This window comes from Pseudomonadota bacterium (assembly GCA_041395565.1).
Taxonomy (GTDB): Bacteria; Pseudomonadota; Gammaproteobacteria; order UBA9214; family UBA9214; genus UBA9214.
Map to the genome: position 1 here is coordinate 602,605 of JAWLAI010000002.1, position 24,909 is coordinate 627,513.

19 protein-coding genes are annotated in these 24,909 nt (G+C 64.7%); 9 read left to right on the plus strand and 10 right to left on the minus strand.

Annotated elements, in window-relative coordinates:
* Positions 1–84: 84 nt before the first annotated feature.
* Positions 85–957 carry a phosphate ABC transporter substrate-binding protein gene (locus R3F42_02950; protein ID MEZ5540982.1) on the minus strand — a complete coding sequence of 291 codons (873 nt, stop codon included), beginning with the start codon at positions 955–957 and terminating at the stop codon, positions 85–87.
* Positions 958–1,186: 229 nt separating this feature from the next.
* On the opposite strand from R3F42_02950, the gene R3F42_02955 reads away from it, so the two are divergent.
* Positions 1,187–2,446, plus strand: a complete 1,260-nt coding sequence (locus R3F42_02955; protein MEZ5540983.1) for a hemolysin family protein — start codon at positions 1,187–1,189, stop codon at positions 2,444–2,446.
* Positions 2,447–2,449: 3 nt separating this feature from the next.
* Here R3F42_02955 and R3F42_02960 read toward each other — a convergent pair whose 3' ends face one another.
* The 3 genes from R3F42_02960 to R3F42_02970 form a co-directional block, all read right to left on the minus strand.
* Positions 2,450–4,276, minus strand: coding sequence for a Na/Pi cotransporter family protein (locus tag R3F42_02960; GenBank protein ID MEZ5540984.1), 1,827 nt, complete (start codon positions 4,274–4,276; stop codon positions 2,450–2,452).
* Positions 4,277–4,295: 19 nt separating this feature from the next.
* Positions 4,296–4,775: a universal stress protein gene (locus R3F42_02965; GenBank protein ID MEZ5540985.1), complete on the minus strand. Its 480-nt coding sequence runs from the start codon at positions 4,773–4,775 to the stop codon at positions 4,296–4,298.
* A gap of 161 nt (positions 4,776–4,936) precedes the next feature.
* Positions 4,937–6,139, minus strand: a complete 1,203-nt coding sequence (locus R3F42_02970; GenBank protein MEZ5540986.1) for a hypothetical protein — start codon at positions 6,137–6,139, stop codon at positions 4,937–4,939.
* Positions 6,140–6,338: 199 nt separating this feature from the next.
* On the opposite strand from R3F42_02970, the gene R3F42_02975 reads away from it, so the two are divergent.
* Positions 6,339–7,025: a histidine phosphatase family protein gene (locus R3F42_02975; GenBank protein MEZ5540987.1), complete on the plus strand. Its 687-nt coding sequence runs from the start codon at positions 6,339–6,341 to the stop codon at positions 7,023–7,025.
* A 44-nt stretch (positions 7,026–7,069) separates the two neighbouring features.
* On the opposite strand, the gene ppk1 is transcribed toward R3F42_02975, so the two are convergent.
* A complete protein-coding gene (gene ppk1 / locus R3F42_02980) occupies positions 7,070–9,313 on the minus strand; it encodes a polyphosphate kinase 1 (protein ID MEZ5540988.1) in 2,244 nt (747 codons plus the stop codon).
* Between the two features lie 193 nt (positions 9,314–9,506).
* On the opposite strand from ppk1, the gene R3F42_02985 reads away from it, so the two are divergent.
* Positions 9,507–11,141 carry an NAD-dependent malic enzyme gene (locus R3F42_02985; protein ID MEZ5540989.1) on the plus strand — a complete coding sequence of 545 codons (1,635 nt, stop codon included), beginning with the start codon at positions 9,507–9,509 and terminating at the stop codon, positions 11,139–11,141.
* Positions 11,142–11,204: 63 nt separating this feature from the next.
* On the opposite strand, the gene hemN is transcribed toward R3F42_02985, so the two are convergent.
* The gene (hemN, locus tag R3F42_02990; protein ID MEZ5540990.1) at positions 11,205–12,590 is read right to left on the minus strand and encodes an oxygen-independent coproporphyrinogen III oxidase; all 1,386 of its coding nucleotides are present in this window, start codon (positions 12,588–12,590) and stop codon (positions 11,205–11,207) included.
* Positions 12,591–12,976: 386 nt separating this feature from the next.
* Here hemN and R3F42_02995 point away from each other — a divergent pair, with 386 nt between their 5' ends.
* Positions 12,977–13,804 carry a DUF6502 family protein gene (locus tag R3F42_02995; GenBank protein MEZ5540991.1) on the plus strand — a complete coding sequence of 276 codons (828 nt, stop codon included), beginning with the start codon at positions 12,977–12,979 and terminating at the stop codon, positions 13,802–13,804.
* Positions 13,801–15,267: a DUF5666 domain-containing protein gene (locus R3F42_03000; GenBank protein ID MEZ5540992.1), complete on the plus strand. Its 1,467-nt coding sequence runs from the start codon at positions 13,801–13,803 to the stop codon at positions 15,265–15,267. The genes R3F42_02995 and R3F42_03000 overlap by 4 nt, the downstream gene beginning before the upstream one ends.
* Positions 15,268–15,706: 439 nt before the next feature.
* Here the strand turns inward: R3F42_03000 and R3F42_03005 are convergent, their stop codons facing one another.
* Both R3F42_03005 and R3F42_03010 read right to left on the minus strand, forming a co-directional pair.
* Entirely contained in the window at positions 15,707–17,257 is a 1,551-nt protein-coding gene (locus tag R3F42_03005) for a PAS domain S-box protein (protein ID MEZ5540993.1), read from the minus strand.
* A gap of 175 nt (positions 17,258–17,432) precedes the next feature.
* On the minus strand, positions 17,433–18,104 hold the full coding sequence (locus tag R3F42_03010) for a protein-L-isoaspartate(D-aspartate) O-methyltransferase (GenBank protein MEZ5540994.1): 672 nt from the start codon (positions 18,102–18,104) through the stop codon (positions 17,433–17,435).
* 526 nt (positions 18,105–18,630) lie between these two features.
* Between R3F42_03010 and R3F42_03015 the strand changes: the two genes are divergently transcribed.
* Positions 18,631–19,893 (plus strand): APC family permease, encoded by a 1,263-nt coding sequence (locus R3F42_03015; GenBank protein MEZ5540995.1) that lies wholly within the window; start codon positions 18,631–18,633, stop codon positions 19,891–19,893.
* A gap of 109 nt (positions 19,894–20,002) precedes the next feature.
* The gene (gene pyk, locus R3F42_03020) at positions 20,003–21,460 is read left to right on the plus strand and encodes a pyruvate kinase (GenBank protein ID MEZ5540996.1); all 1,458 of its coding nucleotides are present in this window, start codon (positions 20,003–20,005) and stop codon (positions 21,458–21,460) included.
* Between the two features lie 239 nt (positions 21,461–21,699).
* Here the strand turns inward: pyk and R3F42_03025 are convergent, their stop codons facing one another.
* Both R3F42_03025 and R3F42_03030 read right to left on the minus strand, forming a co-directional pair.
* Positions 21,700–21,957: a hypothetical protein gene (locus R3F42_03025; protein ID MEZ5540997.1), complete on the minus strand. Its 258-nt coding sequence runs from the start codon at positions 21,955–21,957 to the stop codon at positions 21,700–21,702.
* A 12-nt stretch (positions 21,958–21,969) separates the two neighbouring features.
* Entirely contained in the window at positions 21,970–22,341 is a 372-nt protein-coding gene (locus R3F42_03030; protein MEZ5540998.1) for a DUF6763 family protein, read from the minus strand.
* A gap of 437 nt (positions 22,342–22,778) precedes the next feature.
* Between R3F42_03030 and R3F42_03035 the strand changes: the two genes are divergently transcribed.
* On the plus strand, positions 22,779–23,093 hold the full coding sequence (locus R3F42_03035) for an STAS domain-containing protein (GenBank protein ID MEZ5540999.1): 315 nt from the start codon (positions 22,779–22,781) through the stop codon (positions 23,091–23,093).
* A 198-nt stretch (positions 23,094–23,291) separates the two neighbouring features.
* Positions 23,292–24,908 carry an ATP-binding protein gene (locus R3F42_03040; protein ID MEZ5541000.1) on the plus strand — a complete coding sequence of 539 codons (1,617 nt, stop codon included), beginning with the start codon at positions 23,292–23,294 and terminating at the stop codon, positions 24,906–24,908.
* Position 24,909: the final 1 nt, after the last annotated feature.

A 24,909-nucleotide genomic window follows, 5' to 3' on the forward strand; every position in this document is an offset into this window, starting at 1 on the left:
TCTGCCCCGCCGCGGCGAGGAGGCACCCGCACCACGCCTGCGGACAGCTGGATAACCGGCCACCGGCATGACCAGGGCGAAGGCCTACTCGCAACTGACCTTGCGTACCGGGGCGTAGCCCTTGTTGCTGATGATGCACTGGCCCTCGTCGCTGAGTACCCAGTCGAGGTAGGCCTTGACCTCGCCTTTCGGCGTGCCGCTGGTATACATCATCAGCGGCCGGGCGATGGGATAGCTGTTGTCACTGGCCGACTGCACGCTTGGCATCACGCAGGCATCGGCCGTGGTCTTGATACAGACCATATTGACGTGATCGGTGGCATAGGCCAGGCCGCTGTAACCGATGGCGCAGGGGGTCTTCTCCACCAGATCGACGACGTCCTTCGATCCGTGCATGTCCAGGGTACCCTGGCGATACTTGCCCTTGTCGCCCAGCACGGCCTCCTTGAAATAGGCGTAGGTGCCGGAATTGTTCTGCCGGCTGACCACGATGATCTCCTGCCCCTTGCAGCCCGGCACCTCGATGCCGAGGTCGGTCCATTTCGTGGCCTTGCCGCCGCGACCGAAGACCTCGCTCAGCTGCTCGATGGACAGCTCGTGCACCGGATTATCCTTGTTGATGAACACGGCCAGTGCGTCGTAACCGACGACATATTCCACCGGTTCATGGCCCTGCGCCTCGGCCTGCTTGATCTCCTTGTCCTTCATCTTGCGGCTGGCGTTAGCGATATCCACCGTGCCATTGATCAGCGCGGCGATACCCGTGCCGGACCCTCCGCCGGAGACCGCGACGGCCACCTCCGGATTGACCTTCTGGTAGGCTTCCGCCCAGGCCTGGGCAACATTGACCAGTGTGTCGGAACCCTTGTTCTGGATTTCGGTGCGCGCGACGACACCTGCTGAAAGCACGGCGATGCCGGCTGCGAGCAGTGCGGCATGAAGATGGTTCGGTTTCATTGATACTCCCCCTGGTTATTTCTGCTTGGGACACCACTACCGGCTTTGATTTTTTCATCAAAACAGTCGGTTGTATGGGATATTGTAGCCCGGACGCAGGCAATCTTGTAACAATACTGTAACATTCCTGTCATGATATGTATCAATTGACATGATTTTTTTGACTGCCCATGGCCGCAATCACGGGTCATGAGCGATCCGGGTCTGCACGACTACGCCTGAACTGCGCATGATAGAACTGGCCGCCCTGCTGTTGTTGCTGATCCTTTCCGGAGTTTTCTCCGGCTCGGAAACGGCGCTGGTTTCCCTTTCCATTGGTCGCGTGGAGGGACTCGTCCGCGAGGGGCGACACGGCGCGGAAGCGTTGTACCGGCTCAAGCAGGATCCCTCGCGCATGCTGACCACGATCCTGATCGGCAACAACCTGGTGAACATCGCGGCGTCGGTACTCGCAACCGTGGTGGCCACGCGCTGGCTTGGCGCGGCAGGCCCCGGTGTCGCCGTCGGGGTGCTTACCATACTGGTGCTCGTGTTCGGCGAAATCACGCCGAAGAGCCTGGCCACACGCTACTCGGAACGCATCTCACTGTTCATCGCACCCGTCTTGCTCGGATTCATGCACCTGATCTATCCGGTGGTGTGGATCTTCGGTCGCTTCACGAGTTGGATCCATCAGCTCAGCAGCCATACCGGCGATCCCACCGTAACCGAGTCGGAATTCATCAGCATGCTGGAGCACGGCGAACAGGAAGGCACCATCGAGCCCAGCGAGCGCGAACTGATCGAGCGCGTATTCGCGTTCAACGATCTGAAGGTGCGCGACGTAATGACCCCGCACACGGCGATCTTCGCGCTCGAGGCGGGCCAGACGGTACGCGAGGGACTGCCTGCCATCCTGCAGGCGCAGTATTCCCGCATCCCGCTCTACGAACAGCACCGCGACCGGCTCTACAAGGTGCTGCACCTGCGCGACCTGCTCGAGGCACTGGCCGCTAACCGGCTGGACATCCCGCTGCGGGAACTCGCCCGCGATCCGCTATTCGTACCCCAGTACCAGCCGATCGACGAACTTTTCGCGGAATTCCAGCGCAGCAAGCGCATGTTCGCCATCGTCGTGGACGAATACGGCGTGGTCAGGGGACTGGTCACCCAGGAGGACCTGCTGGAAGAACTGGTCGGCGAGATCTACGACGAGAGCGACGTGACGGAACCGGAGGTCACCGGGATCTCCGCGGACGAGCTGGTGGTCGCAGGCACCACGGAACTGCGCGTGGTCGAGGAGTATTTCGGTCTCGACCTGCCGGGCAAACCGACCGACACGGTCAACCTCTGGATCCTCACGCACACCGAGTGCATCCCGCGCAAGGACGAGCAGTTCGACATCGACGGCCTGGACGTGAGAATCCGCGCCGCCACGCCGCGCCGCATCGAGCAGGTCAGGATCAGGCGCAGCGCCGAAACCAGTGCAGAGGCGGCGGCGCCGGCGTGAGTGTCAGGCCGCCGCCCCGGCCGCCTCCGCGTGCTCCTCGAGTTCCCGGTCGACATTCTTCGCCATGCGCTTGGCAAAGTAGTAGGTGCGCTTCAGCTTCTCGATGATATCCATTTCGATGGTGTAGGACGCCAGCCGGTTCGGCTCCTCGGCCACCAGGCGCTTGAGCTGGTGCATGGCCGCGGAATGGGCGAGCGCCCCGATCGGCTCCTTCATGGCGATGACCTCGCGCGCCTTGGCCGGATCGTTCTCGACCACGCTGCGGATGGCCAGCTCCGCCGCCGCCGCGACGGCGTGGTGCACCTCTGTCAGCACCTGGCGGGTCGAGGGGCTGATCGACACCCCCTCGCTGATGCGCTGGTTACCCAGGTGTACCAGGTCGGTCTCGATCACATCGCCGATGTTTTCCAGGTCGTTGACCGCCGCCATCAGACCGACGAAATCATGGGTCTGATCCTCGGTCAACGGCTTGCGGCTGATCTGCCCGAGATAGGTGACCACATGACCGTGCAGCTGGTCGACGCTGTCGTCGATCCGCGCGATCTCGCGCAGCGCGGCGCGGTCACCACCGAGAATGGCCGGCAGGATGCGCTCCAGCATCTCGCGCACCCGGTCGCCGATATGACCGATCTCGAGACGCACGCGATCGAGCGCCAGCGAGGGTGTCTCGAACAGCGAATCGTCGAGGTAGCGCGGCCGCGCCAGTGCCTCTTCCTCGAGTGGGCGGTCCGGTACCAGCCATTCGACCAGCCGTGCCAGCTGGCCGGTGAAGCCGATGAACAGCAGGGTGTTCGCGATATTGAAGATGGTGTGTGCATTGGCGATCTGGCGCGGCGTGTCGGCGGCCAGGCGCTCGGTCCCGCTGAGCTGTGCATGCGCCGGCGAGATCGCGCTCACCAGTTCGGCCAGGTAGCCGATCAGCCCTACCCACACCGCCACGCCGAACACATTGAACAGCACGTGGACCATGGCGGCACGCACCGCCTCGCGGGGCTTGCCGATCGAGGCGAGCAGCGCCGTGACGCAGGTGCCGATATTGGCGCCGAAGGCCAGCGCGATACCGGCCGGGAGCGTGATGAAGCCCTGACTCGCCATCACGATAACGATGCCCGTGGTGGCCGAGGATGACTGCACCAGGGCGGTGAACAGCGCCGCGACCAGGATGCCGATCAACGGGTTCTCCATGTGCGTCATCAGGTCGAGGAACGGCTGGTAGGTGCGCAGCGGGTACATGGCATCGCTCATGACGCTCATGCCGAAGAAGATCAGGCCCAGCCCCATGACCATGCCGCCATAGTGTTTCAGCTTCTCGTTCGCGGTGAAGAACAGCATGGCGAAACCGACCGCGATCATCAGCAGCGCAGCCTTGGTGACCTTGAACGCGACGATCTGGGCGGTGATGGTGGTGCCGATATTGGCACCCATGATGACACCGATGGACTGTGCCATCGACATGAGTCCGGCCGAGATGAAGCCGACCACCAGCACGGTAGTGACCGATGACGACTGGATGATCGCGGTGACGAAGGCGCCGGTCAGCGCACCCATGAAGCGATTGGTGGTCAGCTTGGCCAGCACGATCTTCATGCGCTCGCCGGCCACGGCCTTGAGGGCGTCGGCCATCTGTTCCATGCCGAACAGGAACAGCGCCAGCCCCCCGAGCAGGTTCATGGCCATGGTGCCCCAGCCGGGCGTCGCGGCCTCGGCTACATCTCCCGCCAGGGACACGGGCGCGAACAGCAGGCAGGCGAGCGCTAACAACGGCAGCGCGGCCAGCGGGTACCAGGACTGGAGCTGGATACTCTTGTTATGACGTGCTGCTGACCGCATCGCTCGCCCCCCCGCCCCGCTATTCTTCCTGCACATTCGCCTTGACGATGGTGACCGGCACATGCGCCAGGCGCACCACCTGCTCGGCCTTCGAGCCGAGCAACGCGCGCGCCAGCCCGGTGCGGCCCTGGCTGCCCATCACGATCATGCGCGCCCCGGACTTGTCCGCCAGTTCGAGTATGCGGTTGACCGGCAATCCGGTGATCAGGCTGGTTTCCGCCGACTTGACCGCGTCCAGCCCGGGATGTGCGGCGATGAAATCCTGCAGGAATTCCTCGAACATGCCGGCGGCGACATCCTCGAGTTTCTGCAGATGCTTGTTGTGGCCCTTCACGGCGTAATAGCCCGGGGCCTCGCCCGGGTCGTGCACGACATGCACGATCAGCAGCGGCGCCCGGAACAACGCCGCGAGTTCCGCGGCACAACGCAACGCCGCAGTCGAGTCCGGCGAGAAATCGACCGGCACCAGTATCGGTTGTGCAGCAGCCGTCTCTGCCATGCCCCCTCCTCCCTGCCGGCGCCTGCCACCCGCCCGAGGTGTGCTAGCCGGCCCGACGGAAATGTTACATTTTTATTACAGACTTGGGTTGATTCTATACCGAATCGCGCGGGATAAAAGTCACGACAGGGGTTTTTTTGTGTTGACAGGGAGTTACAGCATCAAACGCCGGTCTCGAGCGTCTGGTCGAGATCGCTGAAACGCGGCGGATAGCGCTTCATCACCCGGGACATGACCAGGTTGAGCACTTCATGCACGGTGGTTTCGATGTGCCAGTTGGTGATGATCGGTATCCCCGCGTTGTCGGCCTCGCTCAACAGGTAGGACTGCAGCTCCCAGATATCGTCAATTCGCTGCAGATAGCGCGCGGCCTGGCGCCCGCTCTTTTCGCGGCCGCGGCGTTTGAGCTGCTTCTCCAGTGCCGCCCGCTCGCGGGTGGCGAGCATGAGCGGCACCACGATGGCCTGCTGCTGCGCGCCCGTGAGATCCATCATGAACGGCGCGATATGCACCCCCTCGATGATGAGGTCATGCCGCTCCTTGACCGCACGGCCGATGGCGGCGCCCAGCGCCGGCTTCATGGTGACGAATTGCGACAGAAAACCGGCGACCACCGGATTCTCCGTCGCCCCAGCCGGTTCTTCCGTCGGCGCAGCCAGACCGCGCCAGGCCTCGAAACTCGAATAGCGCAGCGTCGGCACCGCCTCGGGCGTCAGGTAGGCACGGATGATCTCCCGCATCATGTCGGTGGACTGGATGCGGCCGATATCCATGCGATAGGCGACTTCCGCGGCGATCGTGCTCTTGCCGGTTCCGGTCACACCGCCGATCAGGACGATCAGGGGGTCGCCGCTGTTCTCGAAGCGACGCCAGGACAGATAGCGGTTGGCGGCCTCCTCGGAACAGTGTTCCTTGAGACACAGGAAGATCACCTTGCGCAGGGTCTTGTGGTTGATCTCGCCGTGCCCGGTCTTCTGCAGGGACAGATACACCTTGCGCGCGCCTGCCAGTGCGACGTCGGGCGCGATCGCGCAACTCTCGAGCGAATGCGCGAGCAGGCCGATGGAAAACGGCTCGCTGCGCGTGGGTGTGTGCACGATGATGCCGGCCTCGGTGTCCGGCCGGGTCAGATACTTGAGCCGCCGGCTGCGGCCGAAGCGCGCCTCGAGCAGGCCCGCCACCTTCTGCTTCAGGTCGGTGCTGGTGATCTCCTCGAGATCGCGCAGGTCATCGCGCACCTTCTGTGCCAGGCCATAGGCTTCCTCGAAATTCAGACCGACGTTGAGCAGCGACTGCACCAGGATGCCACGCAGGAACGGCGTGCGGTCGCCGTCGGGCTGGTTGATCACTATGGTCTTTGCCATGCTGGACACCTGGATGATCCGGTGCGTGCCGGAAATCGTGGACTACGGCCAACGATAGTACATCAGTCGTTCGGCTGGACAGCCAATTTCTTCACGATCCGGCGTAACGGGGACCGTTGCGGCGAAATAAGATGCCATGGCGGCATAATCCGGCGAAAACCGCTTTCCTTGTCGCGAACATCTTGCTAACTTGATGAATATGCGCGCAATCGTAGTCAGGCATTACAAGACGGTGCTCAATGCCAGCGACCGCATCATCGGCTGGGGCGATGCACCGCGCGCCAAGGACTGGGGCGAAGACGTTGCCTACGTGCACGAGCGGCTGCGGGAACTGGGCATCAATTTCGACCGGATCTATTCCAGCAATCTCGAGCGGGCGCGCCGTACGGCCATGCACTATGCCAGCGCCTACGGCATCCTGTTCGTGCACGACGCGCCGGAGCTGAACGAGGTCAACTACGGCACGCTGTACCGCAAGAGCAAACAATGGGTCGCCAAGAACATTCCCGAGCACAAGCGCGATCCCGACTTCGTCTATCCCGACGGCGAGAGTTTCCGCCAGATGCAGCGACGCAGTGTGGATTTCCTGCAGTCACAGAATGCGTTTCATCCCGACAGCACCGTGCTGGTGGTCGCGCATGCCGGCGTCATCCGCGGGCTCATCTGCCACTTCCTGGGACTCGATTACGGATCACACCTGAAGCAGAAGATCACCCACCGTTACATCGGTGACTTCACGCTCGACCACGAGGGCAACTGCACGCGCTACGACGAACACGGCAAGCAATCCGGCTTCGTGCGTTCCGCCAGTATCAGGATACCCTGGTCCCGCCCGGCCGCGCTCGCGGGCAGCACCGATCCGCTGGCCAGCGCACCGGGCCTCTGACCGCACGGCTGCGGCCTGTCCCGGGCCAGCCAGGCGGCGCACCGCTACTGGCTGCCCTGCACCCGCTTGTGGAAATAGGTCAGCAGCTTCTTGCGCAGCTTGGCCTGGCGATGCTTGAGCGCAGCCGCCTGGCGCTTCTGGGCCAGTTCGACGAAGATCTCCTGGCAGCTGCGCGACTCCTTCTCGCCGCCGGCCGGCACCTCGGTATAGCTGCCGTCGGGCTGCATCTCCCAGACGTTCTTGCGGCTCGAGAGCTGGGCATCGAGGATCAGGCGCAGCTCCTGGCGCAGCTTCGGATCCTCCACCGGCGCCACCACTTCCACCCGGCTTTCCAGGTTGCGCTTCATGAGGTCCGCGGAACCGATGAAATACTCCTCGTCCCCGCCGTTCTGGAAAAAGTAGATGCGTGAATGCTCGAGAAAGCGCCCGGTGACGCTGATCACCCGCACCGATTCGCTCAGCCCGGGCATACGCGGCCGCAGGCGGCAGGTATCGCGCACGATCAGGTCGATGCGCACCCCTGTCTGCGCCGCGCGGTACAGCGCACGGGTGATGTCCTCGTCCTCTAGCGCGTTCATCTTCAGCTGGATCAGGCCCGGCGTGCCGCTGCTGTGCAATTTCGCCTCGCGTTCGATCTTTTCGATCAGGGCTTTTTTCAGCGCGTAGGGAGAAGTCAGTATCTTGCGGTAGCGCGGCGGCGGGGAATAGCCGGTCAGGTAGTTGAACAGCTCGGTCAGGTCCTGGCTGATCTCCTGATCGCACGTCAGCATGCCCAGGTCGCTGTAGATGCGTGCGTTGCCGGCGTGGTAGTTGCCGGTGCCGATGTGCGCATAGCGGCGCAGGCCGTTGTAGTCCTTGCGCACCACGAGGATGATCTTGCTGTGGGTCTTGAGGCCGACCACGCCGTAGGTGACGTGGATGCCCACCTGCTCCAGCCGGCGTGCCCAGCCTATGTTCTTGGCCTCGTCGAAGCGCGCCTTGAGCTCGACCAGCACCGCGACCTGCTTGCCGTTCAACGCCGCCTTGATCAGCGATTCGATGACCTTGCCTTCCGCCGAGGTGCGGTACAGCGTCATCTTGATCGCCAGCACCTTCGGGTCCTCGCTGGCGGTACGCAGGAAGCGTTCGACGCTGGTCGCGAAGGATTCGTACGGGTGCTGCAGCAACAGCGCGCCGCGCTCGCGGATGATGTGGAAGATATTGCGCGAATCGTGCGCCAGGTGGGTGTGGTCGATCGGGGTGTGCACCGGGTCGTGCAGCTCCGGGATATCCAGCGACGCGATCTCGAACAGGTCGCGCATGGCCATGAGCGACTCGACCTCGTAAACGTCCGCCGCCTCGTCCAGCCCGAGCTCCGCCGCCAGCATGCCCCGATGCACCGGGTTCATGCTGTGCTCGACCTGGAGGCGCACGATCGGCGCGAAGTGGCGGTCGCGCAGTTCCGACTCGATCATCTCCAGCAGGTCGTCCGCCTCCTCCTCGTCCACCTCCACGACCGCGTTGCGCGTCACCCGGAACAGCTCGCAGGACACGATCTCCATGCCCGGGAACAGCATGTCCATGTTCGCGGTGATGACGTCGTCCAGGGTCACGAAGGTGTTGGCCTCGCCCACCCGGATGAAGCGCGGCGCCACGTCGCCGGCGATCGGCACCTTGACGCGGGCCAGATGCGTGGCGCTGCCGCCGGGATAGCGCACGGTCACCAGCAGGTTGAGCGCGAGGTTGGAGATGAACGGGAACGGGTGCCCCGGATCCATCGCCAGCGGCGTCAGCAGCGGGAAGATGTTCGCGCTGAAATGCTCGCGCAGGGCGGCGCGTTGCGCCTCGGGCAGATCGCCGTAATGCACGATACGTATATTGTGCTGGCGCAGCAGTTCGCGCAGGCGCTCGAGCACGACCTTCTGCCGCCGGTGGATGTCGCGCACCACGGCCTGGCACTCGACGACCTGCTCCTGCGGTGTGCGTCCGTCCACGGTCGGCGTGCGGATACCTGCGGCGATCTGCTGCTTCAGGCCGCCGATACGCTTCATGAAGAATTCGTCGATATTGCTGCTGACGATAGCGAGGAACTTTACCCGCTCCAGCAGCGGCGTGGTTTCGTCCTCGGCCATGCGCAGCACGCGCCGATTGAATTCCAGCCAGGTGAGTTCCCGGTTCAGGTAGCATTGCGGGCTGTCTGCCTCGATTCGGCAGGGTGGCACGGCAACCGTCTCCCGCCCGGTTTCCGGTGCGTCCGGCGTCGTGCCGGAGGCGGCCTGCGGCGACGCCGGATTCATGCTGGTAGACATCTGGACTCCCGTATTCATGTGCTCTGCAATGTTCGCCCTGTAATTGAAAATTATACGTCGATACCAGTCAAGTCATGCACAATTTCCACCCGATTCAGGTAAATTACGCCTGACCGGACGGCGCCGCGGCGCTGCCGGCCGCCCCGGCCGGGGCGCACCGGCAGACGTCACCCGCTCACGAGGAATCGACCCGATGTACGACCAGAGTCCGGAACACGACCCGCCGCTGCGTGGCTATGCCCTGCTGCGGCATGCCGGCTACAACAAGGGCACTGCATTCAGCATGGCGGAGCGGGAACGCTTCGGCCTGCGCGGCCTGCTGCCGGCGCGCGTCTCCAGCCAGGCGGGGCAACTGCACCGCGTGCTGGCCAACCTCCGGCGCAAGACCTCCGACATCGAGCGCTACATATTCCTGCTCGCCCTGCAGGGCCGCAACGAGCGCCTGTTCTACCGCCTGGTCATCGACAATCTGGCGGAGATCATGCCGCTGATCTATACCCCGACGGTCGGTCAGGCCTGCCTCGAATTTGCGCATATCTTTCGCCAGCCGCGCGGTTTCTACATCACACCGGAAGACCGCGGCCAGATACGCGCCATCCTGGACAACTGGCCGGAACGCGACGTGCGGCTGATCGTGGTCACCGACGGCGAGCGCATACTCGGACTCGGCGACCTGGGCGCCAACGGCATGGGCATACCGGTCGGGAAGCTCGCGCTGTACACCGCCTGTGCGGGCATCCCGCCCCGCCAGTGCCTGCCGGTGATGCTCGACGTCGGCACCGACAACGAAACCCTGCGCAGCGACCCGCTGTACCTCGGCACCGACCGCCCGCGCCTGCGCGGCCCCGAATACGATGCGCTGGTAGAGGAATTCGTCACCGCGGTGCAGGATGCCTATCCGCGCGCCCTGCTCCAGTTCGAGGACTTCCTCACCCCGAACGCCTACACCCTGCTCGCGCGCTACCGCGACCGCGTGCTGTGCTTCAACGACGACATCCAGGGCACCGCCGCGGTGACCCTGGCCTGTCTGCTGGCCGCCAGCCGGGTCACGGGCACCGGACTCACCGACCTGCGAATCCTGTTCCTGGGCGCCGGCTCGGCCGCCACCGGCATCGCCGAACTCGTGCTTGCCGCCCAGGTTGCCGCAGGCGCTGACGCCACCGCCGCCCGTAGCCGGCTGTGGCTCGTGAACCGCGCCGGACTGGTGGTAAGAACGAATGGACCGCACCCGGCACATCTTGCGCCCTACGCCCATGACCTCCCGGAACGCGACCTGCTCACAGCGATCCGCGACCTGCGCCCGCACGTACTGATCGGCGCGACCGGCTCTCCTGGCAGCTTCACCGGCGAGATCATCCGGCTGATGGCCGAACTGAACGAACGCCCGGTGATCTTCGCCCTGTCCAATCCCTCCTCGCGCGCCGAGTGCACGGCCGAGGACGCCTATCGCTGGAGCAGCGAACGGGCGCTGTTCGCCAGCGGCAGCCCGTTCGGCCCGGTAGGCTGTCAGGACAGGACCCTGATACCCGGGCAGGCCAACAACGCCTACGTGTTTCCGGGTATCGGCCTCGGGGCACTCGCCTGCCAGGCCAGCACCTTGAGCGATGCGATGTTCCTCGCCGCCGCCCGCGTCCTGGCGGACAGCGTGGAACCGGCGCAACTCGCTGCCGGCACACTGCTGCCACCGCTGCACGACATGCGCCGGGTGTCTGCAGACATCGCCCGGGCCGTGGCCGAAACGGCCTGGGACAGCGGGCTGGCGGGCGCACCGCGACCGGCCGACATCGGGCAACTGATCAGGGACATGATGTACGACCCGAGCTACTGACCGGCGTCTGCACCCGGAACCGTCGCAGCATCCCCCGCGGCGCGCGGGACGCTGCAGCGGATTTCAGATCACCCGGGAGAATGACTGCTGCGCCGCGCGTTCCTGCAGGTAGCGGTCGAAGACCATGCAGATATTCCTGATCAGCAGGCGTCCGGCCGGCAGCACCTCCAGCGCCCGCGCATCGCGGGTCAGCAGCCCATCCGCGGCCATGGCGTCGAGCCGGGTGAGGGCATCGTGGAAGTACTCGGCGAAGTTGATCCGGTACTTGCTTTCGACGGCAGGGATATCCAGGAAAAAGTGGCAGATGAGGTCGGTGATGATCTCGCGTCGCAGCACATCGTCCGTATCGAGCACGACACCCCGGTATACCGGCAACTCTCCCCGCTCGATGCACGCGTGATACGCGTCCAGGGTCTTCACATTCTGGGCATAGGTCGCACCGACACTGCTGATGGACGTGATCCCCAGCGCGACCAGGTCGCAGCCGGCATGGGTCGAGTAACCCTGGAAGTTCCGGTACAGCCTGCCCGCCTGCTGGGCCCTGGCCAGTTCGTCGTCCGGCCGGGCGAAATGATCCATGCCGATGTAGACGTAGCCTGCCCCGGTCAGGCGCTCGATAGTGAGCTGCAGGATCTCCAGCTTCGCCGCGGGTGGCGGCAGGTCTGCCTCGTTGATGCGCTTCTGCGGCATGAACAGATGCGGCAGGTGGGCGTAGTTGAACACGGACAGCCGGTCCGGTCCGAACTCGATCACGCGGTCCAGGGTGCGGGCGAAGGAATCGACCGTCTGGAACGGCAGGCCGTAGATCAGATCCGTGTTGATGGACTTGAAGCCCTGTGCTCGCGCCGCATCCATGATCGCGAGCGTCTGTTCCTCGGGCTGGATGCGGTTGACCGCCCGCTGCACGCGTTCCTCGAGATCCTGTACGCCCAGGCTGATACGGTTGAAGCCGATTTCGCGCAGCAGCGCGATGGTCTGCGCATCGGCCTCGCGCGGATCCACCTCGATCGAATACTCCCCGGTATCGTCGTCGCGCAGGCGGAAATGCCGGGCCGTCTCCTGCATGAGCCCGGCCATCTGTTCATGACTCAGGAAGGTCGGCGTGCCGCCGCCCCAGTGCAACTGGTCGACCGGCCGGGCGCCGTCGAACAGCGCGCCCTGCAGGGCGATCTCCCGATACAGGTCATGCAGGTAGGGCAGCGCGTGGGCACGGTTCTTGGTCACCACCTTGTTGCAGGCACAGTAGAAGCACAGGCGTGCGCAGAACGGGATATGGAAGTACAACGACAGCGGCCGGCCGCTGGCATTGGTGCCCAGCGCATGGGTGCGATAGGACTCCGCGTTGAAGCCTTCGTGGAACTGCACCGCCGTCGGATAGGAGGTATAGCGCGGCCCGGCCTGGTCGTAACGGCGGATCAGGTCGGCATCAAATGAGACGTTCTGTTCCATCTGCACTCTCGTTGCGGCAGCTTAGCGCTCGCCCCGGCGCGAGATCGTGCCGGTGGGCGTGCTGCAGTTGTCTGTACTCACATTACCCTCATCGGCAGCGAGGGACCACACCCCGGGCGGTCGCGCCCTGACGCTGCAACCACAGCGCTGCGCGCAGGCATGCGGCCATCGCGCCCATCAATAGATTGTAACTAGTTGTATTTAAATTCGTTATTTCGGTATCGCAGCGGCCGTGGTGGCGGACGGGGATGACATGTCCGTCCCCGCCAGAAATTCATAACACGCTTATTCTTGTCAAGAAATGTAATTTTTGGTATTAGTGTACCAAATCATCCAGATTAGGGGCGCAAGACCCATCACCACGGATAGGACGACCTGCAACCGTCATGACGAATCCCGAACAGGCATTGACTAGCGCGCTGATCAGGCTGCTGCGCCCCGTGGTGCGCATCCTGATGCGTTACGGCATGCCCTACGAGGGATTCGCCGAGCTGGCCAAGCGCACCTTCGTCGATGTCGCCCAGCATGACTATGCCATCGCGGGGCGCAAGCAGTCGATCTCGCGCATCTCGACGCTGACCGGCATTTACCGCCGCGAGGTCTCGCGCCTGCTGGAACTCCCGCCACTCGACGATGCCGCGCTCGCCCAGCGCCACAACCGGGCCGCGCGGGTGATCGGCGGCTGGCTGCAGGACCGGCATTACCTGGATGCCGGGCGCAAGCCGCTGGCGTTGCCGCTGGAAGGCGGCGAGCCCAGCTTCACCCATCTGGTGCGCAAATACAGCGGCGACATCCCGGTGCGCGCCATCCTGGACGAACTCATCCGGGTTGGCTCCGTGGAACAGCACGCCGACGGGATGATACACCTGTTGCACCGTGCCTACGTGCCCAAGCGCGGCGAGGCCGACATGCTGTCGATATTCGGGACCGACGTCGCCGACCTGGTCAGCACCATCGATCACAACCTGGTGTCGGATCACGACACTTCCCGATTGCAACTCAAGGTGCAGTACGACAATCTGTCGCGGGAGGCCGTGGACGAGTTCAGGCAGCTGGCTGGCGAGCGGGGCCGCACCCTGCTCGAGGAATTCAATGCCTGGCTGGCGCAGCGCGATCGCGACGCCAACCCGCAGGCGGGCGGCAGCGGCCGGATCCGCGCCGGGCTGGCCATGTACTATTTCGAAGAAAACCTCGACGAGGATTCATCACCATGAAGTCACCGTGCACACGTGGATTGCTGACGGGCCTGGCCCTGGCTGGACTGGCCGGTTGCGGCGGTGCAGGTTCCTCCCTGTTTGCGAGCGGAGGCATCAGCGGCACCGGACTCGGCTCCGTTACCGCCTTCGGCAGCATCATCATCAACGACACGCGCGAGTTCACCATCGATGCCAGCACACAGATCTTCTGGGATGGCACGCCGATCACGGAGGCGCAGCTGATGCAGCGCGGCATCGGCGCGGTCGCGCGCATCGACATCGGCGACGATGTCAGCGCCGATTTCAGCAGCGGCACCGCCGTCACCATCGACATCGGCAACCAGGTCAAGGGTCCGGTCACGGCACTGGCCCCGCTGCAGGTCCTGGGCCAGAACGTGCTCACGACCGCGGACAGCGCACAATATCAGGACGACAACCCGGTCGCCGGACTCACCCTGACCGCGGGCGACGAGGTCGAGGTCAGCGGCTTTGCCGACAACGCCGGCATAGTCCTGGCCGCGCGCATCGAACGGGTCACCACCGGCCTGGCGGAATGGAAGCTGGTGGGCAGCGCGGCAGCACCAGCCAGCAGCGGGAGCTTCAATATCGGCATCCAGGAGATTGCGGTTCCGGGTACCGTGACGGCGCGTAACTGCAGTGGCGGCGTGGTGAGTCCCGGCGATCTCGTGGAGGTCAAGGCAACCCCCGATCCGCTGTACAGCGCGCCACCCGATATCATCGCGACGGTGACGGATGTCGAATGCCTCGCACCGGGCCTGGCGATACCCGGCAATGCCAGCAGCACGTCGCTCCGGGCGGAGATCGAGGGACTGGTAAACAGCGTGAGCCCGCTCGTGATCGCCGGCCAGCCGGTCACCCTCGGTGCCGGCACCGTGTTCGAGGGCGGCACCCAGGCCGACATTGGCATCGGCGCGAAACTCGAGGCCGAGGGCACGCTCGACACTGCCAGCGGCGTCCTGAGCGCCGACAGGATCCGCTTCCGCGACCGCCGCGTGCGCATCGAGGCACCGGCGAGCCTGCCCCTCGGCGGCAGTTTCAACATGCTCTCGGTGATCACGGTCAACACCTCGGCGCTGACCGCCGACAGCGACGGCCTCATCGCCGGCGGCAGCGGCAACCGCCAGGTGGAGGTGCGCGGCTACCTCGATGCGAACGACGCGGTGATTGCCACGGAAGTGCGCGACCGTGGCGCCGCCGATCCTGGCCAGGTGCGTCTGCGCGGCCCGGTCGGCAGCAACACCTGCAACCCGGCCATCGTAGACCAGGATTTCGACATTCTCGCGGTCCTCGTCGATACCGCCACGGCGGCTGCGTTCGCAGATGTCGACGGCGCGGCGCTGCAGGAGCAGGCCTTCTGCGATCTCGCCCAGAGCGGCACGTTCGTGCAGGCGCAGGACGCCACGTTCAACAGCGGTCCGGTGCGCATCGAGAACGCCGGACTAATCGAGATCGAGGACTGACCCATCCCCTGTGTACCCGGACACCCGACCCGGGCACACATTTCCGACCGCGCTACGGCGCGGTCTTTTTTTGTGGCTGCACACACCACGTCACGCCACCGTCCGGGATGGTTACGCTTGCGACAGCCAGCCTGTGCCGCCTGTGGTCACAGCAACCCGCACGCGGCAGCCACCCTATGCACGCCTGCGGGGCGCGCCAGGCAAGGCTGTAGCGCCATGAGCGGGAAGTGCCGTAGCTTGGAATGGAATCGCAACGGTGGCGTTGCGGGGAATAGGCAACGGGTGCTGGAACCCGTCTTAAAATATGCCTGTTTTAGACACCGCCATGCCCGCGGAGACGGGCATTCAGATCAGCCTGCCAAAATCGGATTCCCGCCCACGCGGGAATATCAACCGGATGCTGCTGCAAGGCAAATACGAAATTTGAGATAGGTAAACATCATTGCGGTACGTGCTCGGTACGCTGCCGGTCCATGGACTGCGCCGAGATATCGTGCAGTATGCCGGTGAACTTACGCCGGCCCTGCAGGCTGAATTCCCCGATCGACAGGTACAGCGGCACGGTACGGCCGTTCTTGTGGCGGCCGACCACCTTGCGCCCGATACCGATCACATGCGCTTCGCCGCCGTCCAGGTAACGCTGTATGTACTCGTCATGATGGCTACGATACGGTTCGGGCATCAGCAGCTTGATGTTCACACCGCGCAGTTCGCTGGGGGCATAGCCGAACAGCCGCTCTGTTGCCGGGTTGGAATATTCCACGCTGCCATCCTGGTCGATGATGAGGACCGCATCCGGCACCGCCTCGAACAGGCTCTGAAAGCGCTTGCGCTGCATGTCCAGTTCCGTCACCTGCTGATCGATGCGGCCGGACATGCGCGCGAAGGCCTGGGCCAGCTGACCCACCTCGTCCTGCCGGTTCTGTTCCGGCAACTCGGGCTGGTGGCCCGGCGCGTAGCGACTGACCTCGCGGGTAACACGCTCGAGCGGTGCGATGAGGACCCGCACCAGCCAGATCACCACGAAGGCGCCGGCCAGCACCAGGGGGATGATCAGCGTCGCGTTGCGACGCCGGGCCTGGTTCACTTCCGCCAGGATTTCCGCACGCGGACGGGTCAGTCCGATGAGCAGATCGTTGCCCGTTTCCGGCTCCAGCGGCAGCCGGCTGAGGTAGGCGACCACCGGATGCGGGGCATCGGCGGGCTGGACTTCCTCGAGCATCACGCCGGCAGCGGCGCTGGGCTGGAACACGGCGTCGGTGAAATCGTCCTGCATCAGGAAACGCTGCCCGCGCTCGAAGCCGAAGGTCTTCTCCGGTTCCGGATGGTAGAGGTAATCGCCGGCCTGGTTCGCGATGTAGAGGTTGATGTCGGGCGTGACCACCTCCCGTGCCGCAGCGAATACCTGGTGCACATCGAGATTGACGATCATGATGCCGAAGGGCTGCCCGTCCTTGCCCGTGACCGGCAGCGCGGCGCGCAGCATGGGCTGGATCGGCTCGACGATCTGCCCATGCTCCTGGTTGAGATCGATCGGCGACCAGTAAACCTGGCCGGGCGGGGTGTGCAGCGCCTGCCAGAAATACTCGCGGTTCTGCTTCTGCTGCAGGGCCTCGTCGGGGACGCGCAGGACCTGGCCGCCCGCCTGGTTGACACGCACCACTTCCCGGCCTTCGTCGGCGACGCCGATGAGCCGCATCTGCACATACCAGGGGTGGTTGTTCAGCAGGGCCGCAAAGACATCCTGCAGCCGCGCGCGGGCCAACCGCACTGCCTCAGGGTCGGGGACGTCGGCCTGCATGGCATTGACCACGGCACGTACGGCGGGACTCTGGGCCAGGAAACCCACATCACGCTGCACGTCATCCAGGATATCGCGCAGCCGGATGGATGCCACCCTGCTCTCCTGCGCCAACCGCGAGGTGGAGGCGTTGATCAGCAGTTCGGTGCCGGACTGGGTGACGGCTATCCCCGTCAGTATGCCGCTCACGGCCACAATGATGACCAAGGCGGTGGAGAGTCTGGTTGCTATTCGCCGGTGCATGGATTCAGTCAGTGATCGATGGAAAGACGTCGGGTTGCGCCACAGTTATACAGACACGCGCGCGCAACGGCCAGTCCGCGCGCAGCGGTGACACCCGGCATTGTAGTCCCGCGGCAGAGGCTCAGGAAGCATGCGTCTCCTCCCCGCCCACCAGCGGCACGAAGGCGACACCGAGGATGGTACGCTCCTGCAGCGTACCGTCCGCCTGTTTTTCCGCCAGCTTGAGCGCCTGGTGGCCATAGCGCTCCCCGACCGGGATGACAAGCCGCCCGCCCGGCCGGAGCTGCTCGGCCAGCGCCGGTGGGATGAACGGCGCCGCTGCAGTCACGATGATACCGTCATAGGGGGCATGCGCGGGCCAGCCTGCATAGCCGTCGCCGATATGCACCTCGACATTGTCGTAGCCCATGGCGTGCAGGCGTTTACCCGCCGCCGCACCAAGTTCGGGCACGCGCTCCACGCTATGGACCCGGGCGCACAGGCGTGACAGGATCGCGGCCTGGTAGCCGGACCCGGTGCCGATCTCGAGTATCGTGTGATCGGCCGCGGGTTGCAGCAGGTCGGTCATGAGCGCCACGATGTAGGGCTGGGAAATCGTCTGGCCGTGGCCGATCGGCAGCGGACCGTTCTCGAAGGCGAGCATGCGCAGGTTATCCGGCACGAACCGCTCGCGCGGCACCGTTGCCATGGCCTGCATCACCCGCGGGTCAAGGGCCGCGCGGCCGATGAGATGTTGCGTGAAACGCACCTCGGCCTCGATATCGCCGATCATGTCCTGCTGACTCGCGCTCATGGCAGCATTTCCCTTCCGTTCCACACACTCCGCCGCTGCCTGGAACCGGTCTCCTGATTCCGCGCGGTTGTGCGCAGCAGGCCCCGTGCATGGTCTTGCAGGCATGGCGTAACCGATGCTACCTGAGCGGATGGCGCCAAGGCCAGGGAGCGGCAGCGCCCGGAACGGGCTTACCCTCCGTAGCGCGCATCACCAAGCCGCTGACACGGCAGGATGAGACAGAGTCCAAATGTTACCCGTTGCATGGATCGGGTCGACACGGGATGCTAGCGCCGTTACGTGCAATCGCGATCGCTCCGGTGCCGTAACCGGCAGACCAGGGATACGCTGACCGCACACCGCCAGCGGCCGCGCCATGCCGTGCGCCTGAACCGGGCAAGGCAGCCCGGAAAGACAGGGCGGATCCGGCAGGCAGGCATCCCACGCGCGCGCAATCATGCCCCTGCGGCCGCATCGACGCCGCCGCTGGCTTGTCGCCTGCCACCGATTCCGTAACACTGTTGCGACCAACCCGCGCCCGGCTGCCATGCCCGACACCGACCACCCATCTGCCCCGACACCGCAACCGCCCCTGCGCCGTTCTCTGACACTGGCTCGGGTGACCTATTACGGACTGGGCAACATCATCGGCGCCGGCATCTATGTCCTCATCGGCACGGTTGCGGCCCACGCCGGTTACCAGACCCCGCTGGCATTCCTGCTGGCGTCACTGCTGGCGGCATTCACGGCGCTCAGCTATGCCGAGCTGTCGGCCCGATTCCCGTACAGTGCCGGCGAGGTGATGTACGTCCAGCAGGGCCTGGGTCGGCGCGCGCTGGCGCGGCTGACCGGTATATTGATCAGCCTGGCCGGCATCGTTTCCGCAGCCGCCATCGCCCGCGGATTCACCGGTTATCTGCAGGTGTTGGTCGCAGTACCGGAGCCGCTCGCCATCGCGCTGCTGGTGTCTGCGCTGGGCGCGCTCGCGCTATGGGGCATCACCCAGTCCGTAACCGTCGCCAGTTTGATGACCGTGGCGGAGATCGCCGGCCTGCTGCTGATCCTGTGGGTAGCCCGGCCGGACGGTGCCACGCTGCTCCATACCCTGGCATTGCAGGCCAGCCCCATGTCCGGCCTGGCGCATCACGGTCTCATGGCGGGCGCGTTCCTGGCCTTCTACGCCTTCCTCGGTTTCGAGGACATGGTCAACATCGCGGAGGAGGTGCAGGACCCGCAACGCAATCTGCCACGTGCCATCCTGCTGACCCTGGGCCTGTCGACCCTGCTCTACTGCGCGGTCGCACTGGTCGCGGTCAGCGCGACCACACCGGCACGGCTGGCCGCTGCGGACGCCCCGCTGGCCTTTCTCTACGCGCAGGCGCGCGGAACGTCCCCGGTCCTGATCACGGTGCTGAGCCTGATCGCGGTGATCAACGGGGCGTTGATCCAGATCATCATGGTCTCGCGCGTCTGTTATGGCATGGGCAGCCGCGGCTGGGCGCCGTCCTGGCTGGCACGGGTGCATCCGGTGACACGCACCCCCGTGCACGCCACCGGGCTCGTGGCGGCCCTCGTCCTGCTGATGGCACTGTGGTTCCCGCTCGAGGATCTGGCGCGCGCCACCAGCTACTGCATCCTGCTGGTGTTCGTGCTCGTCAATCTGTCATTGTGGCGCATCAAGCGGCGTGCGGCGGAGACCTACCGCGGCTTCGCCGTCCCGGCCTGGGTACCGGCAACCGGGGCGGCCGGCACCGCGCTCTTCATCGCCTGGCAGTTCGCCGGCCGGCTCGGTCCAGCGGCCGGCCCGTGACAGGCTTGGTCCGGGCGATGCGAATAAACGTACAGCCGCGCATCGAGAAGCAGTAGAATATCCGCAATTACTCACCTTTCCACGACACCCGGCAGGCGGCACGGCCCGTATGACACACCCAAGCAGCAGCACGAACACCCAGCGCAAGACCAAGATCGTTGCCACCATCGGACCGGCCTGCAGCGCGCTGGACAAGCTCGTCGCCATGATCCGCGCCGGCATGAACGTGGCGCGGCTGAACCTGTCGCACGGCACCCTCGATGCGCACCGGGAACAGATCGGCCTGCTGCGCCAGGCGTCCGAGCAGGTCGGCACCAATATCGCCATCATGATCGATACCCGCGGCATCGAGATCCGTACCGGTCTGCTCGAAGACGGCAAGGCCGAACTGCTGCCCGGTGCCAGCTTCACCCTGTACAACGACGGCCGCAAGGGTAACGCCAGCGGGGTCGCGATCACCTACAAGAAACTGTTCGAGGAAGTCCGGGCCGGCACGCCGATCCTGCTCGACGACGGTGCCATCGAGCTGGTGGTGGCAGCCGTCAGCGGCAGCGCCATCACCTGCCGGGTCATCCACGGCGGCTGGCTCGGCAACAGCAAGAGCGTCAATCTCCCCGAGACGCGGCTGGCACTCAGCGCCGTCAGCCCGGAAAACCGGGAGGACGTGGTCAGGGAGCTCGGCTTCGCCGCCGAGAACGACGTCGATTACATCGCCGCCTCCTTCATCCAGTCCGCCGACGATATCTACAAGATGCGCGAGATCCTCGTCGAGAAGGGTGTGAATATCCCGATCATCGCCAAGATCGAGAACAAGGCCGGGGTGGCCAACCTGCAGGAGATCGTGAGCGCGGCGGACGGGATCATGGTCGCGCGCGGCGACATGGGCGTGGAACTGCCGCTGGCCGACGTGCCCGCCACCCAGAAGCTCATCATCCGCACCACCGTGGCCGAGGGCAAGCCGGTCATCACCGCGACCCAGATGCTGGCGAGCATGGAGCACAATCCGAAACCGACCCGTGCCGAGGCCAGCGACGTGGCCAACGCCATCCTGGACGGCACCTCGGCCGTCATGCTCTCCGGCGAGACCGCGGTCGGCAAGTACCCGGTCGAGGCCGTCATCACCATGGCCACCATCGCCCGGCGCGCCGAGGCCTCGCTCGGCGACTACGGTTACCTGCAGCGCATCAAGGCCATGCCCTCGAACGTGGTGACCGAGGCTGTCAGCCAGGCTGCAGTCAGCATGTCCTCGCATGTCAAGGCGGCAGCGATCATCAGCCTGACCGAGACCGGCTTCACCTCGCGCCAGATCTCCAAATACCGTCCGGAGATTCCGATCCTCGCCATCACCTCTTCCTCCCGGGTGGCGCGCAAGCTGGCCATGAACTGGGGCGTGATCCCCATGCTCTACGACGGCGAACCGGCGGATCGCGCACGACTGGACTTCGCCATCGAGCAGGGCAAGGCACTGGGTTATCTGCAGACCGGGGATATCGTGGTGTCGACCGCGGGTCACCACCAGCAGGCCGGCGGCACCGACCTGATCCGCGTCATCACGCTGGGGAACTAGCACCGATCTCGACTTTTCTGTTTGCTTTGCAGCAAGATCCGGCTGTCATTCCCGCAGTTGCGGGAATCCGGTATTCACGGACGTTTCTGGTTGCCCGCCGCCGCGGGCATGACGGCGGCTATCCAAAGGACCTGTTTTGAATTAGATGCTTGAGCGAGAGTTTGCGCCGGGTCCGGTCGCGCTGTTCCTGGCGGGTCTGGCGCGGCATGCAGCGCCGCGCCGCATTCCACGCACTGCCCCTAGCCACCCCGGGCGATACGCCGCAGCACCGCGTCGATGGCGCGAATTTCGGCGGCATGCCGGTCGAGTTTCGCCAGCGACACATCGACCAGCAGGTCGGCCAGCGCGGCCTCCTCGCTGTCATGCACCCGGCCGACAAGTTCGATGTAGCTCTGCTCGCCGGACTGCAGCAGCAGGGTGTGGATCCGTTCCAGCTCCTGTGGGTAACGTTGCCTGAGCATCTGCCCGAATTGATCGACCTGTTGTTCGCGCAGCATACCGTTTCCGCGTCAGTCTTCGCCCTGCCGTGTCGTCTCATCCCACTCGTCGAGCGGCCCGGTACCGATCAGCGGCTCGTTTTCGGCGGCATGTCGAATCTCTTCCTGCGGCGCCCGCCAGTCGTCATCGCTGGTATCGGTAACCTCCTCACCCAGATCGTCGATTTCGGCGATGTCCAGGGCGCCGGCCCAGTTTTCCGGCTCCTCGGCCGTCTCGATTTCGAGCTCGTACCATTCATCCGGCTCCAGTGCCTCGATGCTGCCATCGAAATACTGGATTTCCACGGTACCGTCATCATCATCGATGGCGACTACGCAGAACTCCTGGCCCTTGTCGAGATGCCGGTACCAGTTACCGAGCAGCGGATCGAGATCTGTCGTCATGTCGGTTCTCCTGCAGCGTTTACATCCGCATCCGGGTCACGCAGGTGCGCGACTCCCTGGTGTCAGCGCGAGGATACTGGCATGTGTGCGGTTACGCACGCGAATTTGCGGCTGCGGCGCCCGCGCTGCAATGACAACCGTCAACCCACGCGCCACCGCGCCGGCACGGACCCGCAGTCCACCCGACCGCGCCATCCTGCCCGTCCGTATAAATACGTACGTAGTCACACGGATAGCCTGTGCCCGGCACGATCGCTACCTTCGGGATCAATGGTTTCCGACGGCTACCGTATGACACCGGACGACTGCGGCGAGACGGCGCGTGCTGCAGACTGGCAACCGGGTGCTGGCCGACGCATCCCCCTGTACAGCAGGGTGACAGGTGCGTGGCGGCGCGAACCGTACCCGGAAGCCCGCGGCCGAACGGAGGAACCGCCGTGCAAATCAAGACATTCGAAACCCGTACCGGCAGAACGATCGCCATCCGTGCCGATGAACGACTGGACTGGAGAGTGCACAACATCTTCTCCCAGGCAGTCACCCTCGCCTGTAGCGCCTCCCAGTCGTTGAGCGACATCGTGATTGACCTGCGCAAGACCCGGCTGATCCGCGATTCCGGACTGTCCATGCTGTCGATGCTGTGCAAGAAAACGGGATTGCCGCGGGAGCAGATCCGGCTCGTGAACTGCAGCCCGGAGATCCGGGCCCGGCTCAACGCCAGCGCGCTGGCCGGCACCGTGCGCGTCATGTAACCGCACGGACCCGGCTTGCCTGCGCGCCGTCCCGACCAGGGCCGGGACAGCGGTTGCCATGGCGTCGGCCACGGCTATCGCTGTGCACAGGATCGGCAGCAGCCACGCTACTGAATTGTTCCGCCCTATCCATTATGATCGCGCCCTGCCAACCCATCCCGCCGCCAGCGCCGAACCCGTAACCAGCGAACAGCGATCATGCGCAGCACACCTCCCAATCAACCCGGCAGCTACCATATCTATGTGCTGATCATCCTGCTGATGGTCGGGCTGCTGCTGGCGTGGCAGGCATGGAGCCGTACGAGTCACTTCTACCGCTTTCACCAGCAGCTGGCGGTCACCTCGGTCAAGGGCGCCGCCGATGAAATCGAGATCCTGCTCAACGAACTGCGGCGTTCCATGCGGCTGTTCGCCGTCGACCGGCGCGCGCTGCTCGACCTGATCCTCACCGAACCCGATGACGATACGCACTGGAACGAACTCGAAGCCGCGGTCCAGGAACACTTTCCCGAAGTCTTCGGACTGACCGTCACGGATACGCAGGGCAATGTCCTGCGACCGGACTTCGAGAACCGTGTCGCCGACATCTGTCAGGAGGACATCCTGGCATTCATCGCGCGCGGCTACCAGGAACAAGGACACATCCATCCCAATCCGCTGGGCTATCATTTCGATGTCATGGTGCCCTGGGGTGACGCGAACGCACCGCGCGGCGTGTTCTTCCTGAGCTTTCAACCCGCCATGCTGGCGCGCGTGCTGCAGCGCCTGCAATCCCCCAAGCACGAACTCATACTGGTGGACCGGAACCGGCCGGGACTGATCGAGGTTACCGCGCAGGGCGCACGCGACACCCTGCAGCGGGAATTCTTTCTCGCCGCCGAGGAACGCGGTCGCGTCACGGAAGCACTGCCAATCGCGGGCAGCCGCTGGGATGTGATCGACCTGCCCGCGACCAATCTCCTCAGACGCGAGGCCGTGCGCAACTGGGCCTACGCCGCCACGGTATTCGGCGTCTTCATCAGTGTCACCTTGCTCATGCTCTACCAGCTGCGCCGCAAGGAACGTTTCCGCATGCTGGCTGAAGAACAGGCAATCCGGCACCAGAACGAACTCGCCCACGTCGACCGGCTCAACACGCTGGGCGAGATGGCCTCCGGCATCGCGCACGAGCTGAATCAACCGCTCACCGCGATTTCCACCTATTGCCAGTCGGGCCTGCGCATCCTCGAGAACATTGAGGACAAGCCGGACAAGCTGGTGCACATCCTCGAGGCATCATCGCAGCAGGCCAAGCGTGCCGGTGAGATCATCCACCGCATGCGGCAGTTCGCCGCCAAGGGCAAGGCGCAGCGCACCCGCATCAACGTCAATCGTGTGATCGGCGAAGCGGCCGAGTTCATCCGGCCGCGCCTGGACCGGCAGGGTATCGCCCTGCAGCTCGACCTTGCACACGGCCTGCCGGATGTCATGGCCGACAGCATCCAGCTCGAGCAGGTCATCCTCAACCTGCTGCACAACGCCATCGAGTCCATCGGCGCGACACCGGCACACGGGGCGCATCGGCTGGTGATCTCGACCCTGGCCTCGACCGACCAGATCGAGGTCGGGGTGAGCGACACGGGTCAGGGCATCCCGCCGGACAGCTTCGACCGGCTGTTCGATACGTTCTACTCGACCAAAACCGAAGGCATGGGGCTCGGACTGGCGATCAGCCGCTCCATCATCGAGGCGCACGGCGGCCAGTTGTGGGCGGAAACCCGGCCGAGCGGCGGCGCCGTCTTCCGTTTCACCCTCCCGCGGAACGGGTTAAGCTGAG

Coding starts and splice junctions, on each gene's coding strand:
- R3F42_02960 (MEZ5540984.1), bottom strand. CDS start 4,276: ATGCGGTCAGCAGCACGTCATAACAAGAGTATCCAGCTCCAGTCCTGG.
- R3F42_02985 (MEZ5540989.1), top strand. CDS start 9,507: ATGTACGACCAGAGTCCGGAACACGACCCGCCGCTGCGTGGCTATGCC.
- R3F42_03000 (MEZ5540992.1), top strand. CDS start 13,801: ATGAAGTCACCGTGCACACGTGGATTGCTGACGGGCCTGGCCCTGGCT.
- R3F42_02975 (MEZ5540987.1), top strand. CDS start 6,339: ATGCGCGCAATCGTAGTCAGGCATTACAAGACGGTGCTCAATGCCAGC.
- R3F42_03040 (MEZ5541000.1), top strand. CDS start 23,292: ATGCGCAGCACACCTCCCAATCAACCCGGCAGCTACCATATCTATGTG.
- R3F42_03025 (MEZ5540997.1), bottom strand. CDS start 21,957: ATGCTGCGCGAACAACAGGTCGATCAATTCGGGCAGATGCTCAGGCAA.
- R3F42_02955 (MEZ5540983.1), top strand. CDS start 1,187: ATGATAGAACTGGCCGCCCTGCTGTTGTTGCTGATCCTTTCCGGAGTT.
- R3F42_02950 (MEZ5540982.1), bottom strand. CDS start 957: ATGAAACCGAACCATCTTCATGCCGCACTGCTCGCAGCCGGCATCGCC.
- R3F42_03030 (MEZ5540998.1), bottom strand. CDS start 22,341: ATGACGACAGATCTCGATCCGCTGCTCGGTAACTGGTACCGGCATCTC.
- R3F42_02970 (MEZ5540986.1), bottom strand. CDS start 6,139: ATGGCAAAGACCATAGTGATCAACCAGCCCGACGGCGACCGCACGCCG.
- ppk1 (MEZ5540988.1), bottom strand. CDS start 9,313: ATGTCTACCAGCATGAATCCGGCGTCGCCGCAGGCCGCCTCCGGCACG.
- R3F42_02965 (MEZ5540985.1), bottom strand. CDS start 4,775: ATGGCAGAGACGGCTGCTGCACAACCGATACTGGTGCCGGTCGATTTC.
- R3F42_02995 (MEZ5540991.1), top strand. CDS start 12,977: ATGACGAATCCCGAACAGGCATTGACTAGCGCGCTGATCAGGCTGCTG.
- R3F42_03015 (MEZ5540995.1), top strand. CDS start 18,631: ATGCCCGACACCGACCACCCATCTGCCCCGACACCGCAACCGCCCCTG.
- R3F42_03010 (MEZ5540994.1), bottom strand. CDS start 18,104: ATGAGCGCGAGTCAGCAGGACATGATCGGCGATATCGAGGCCGAGGTG.
- pyk (MEZ5540996.1), top strand. CDS start 20,003: ATGACACACCCAAGCAGCAGCACGAACACCCAGCGCAAGACCAAGATC.
- hemN (MEZ5540990.1), bottom strand. CDS start 12,590: ATGGAACAGAACGTCTCATTTGATGCCGACCTGATCCGCCGTTACGAC.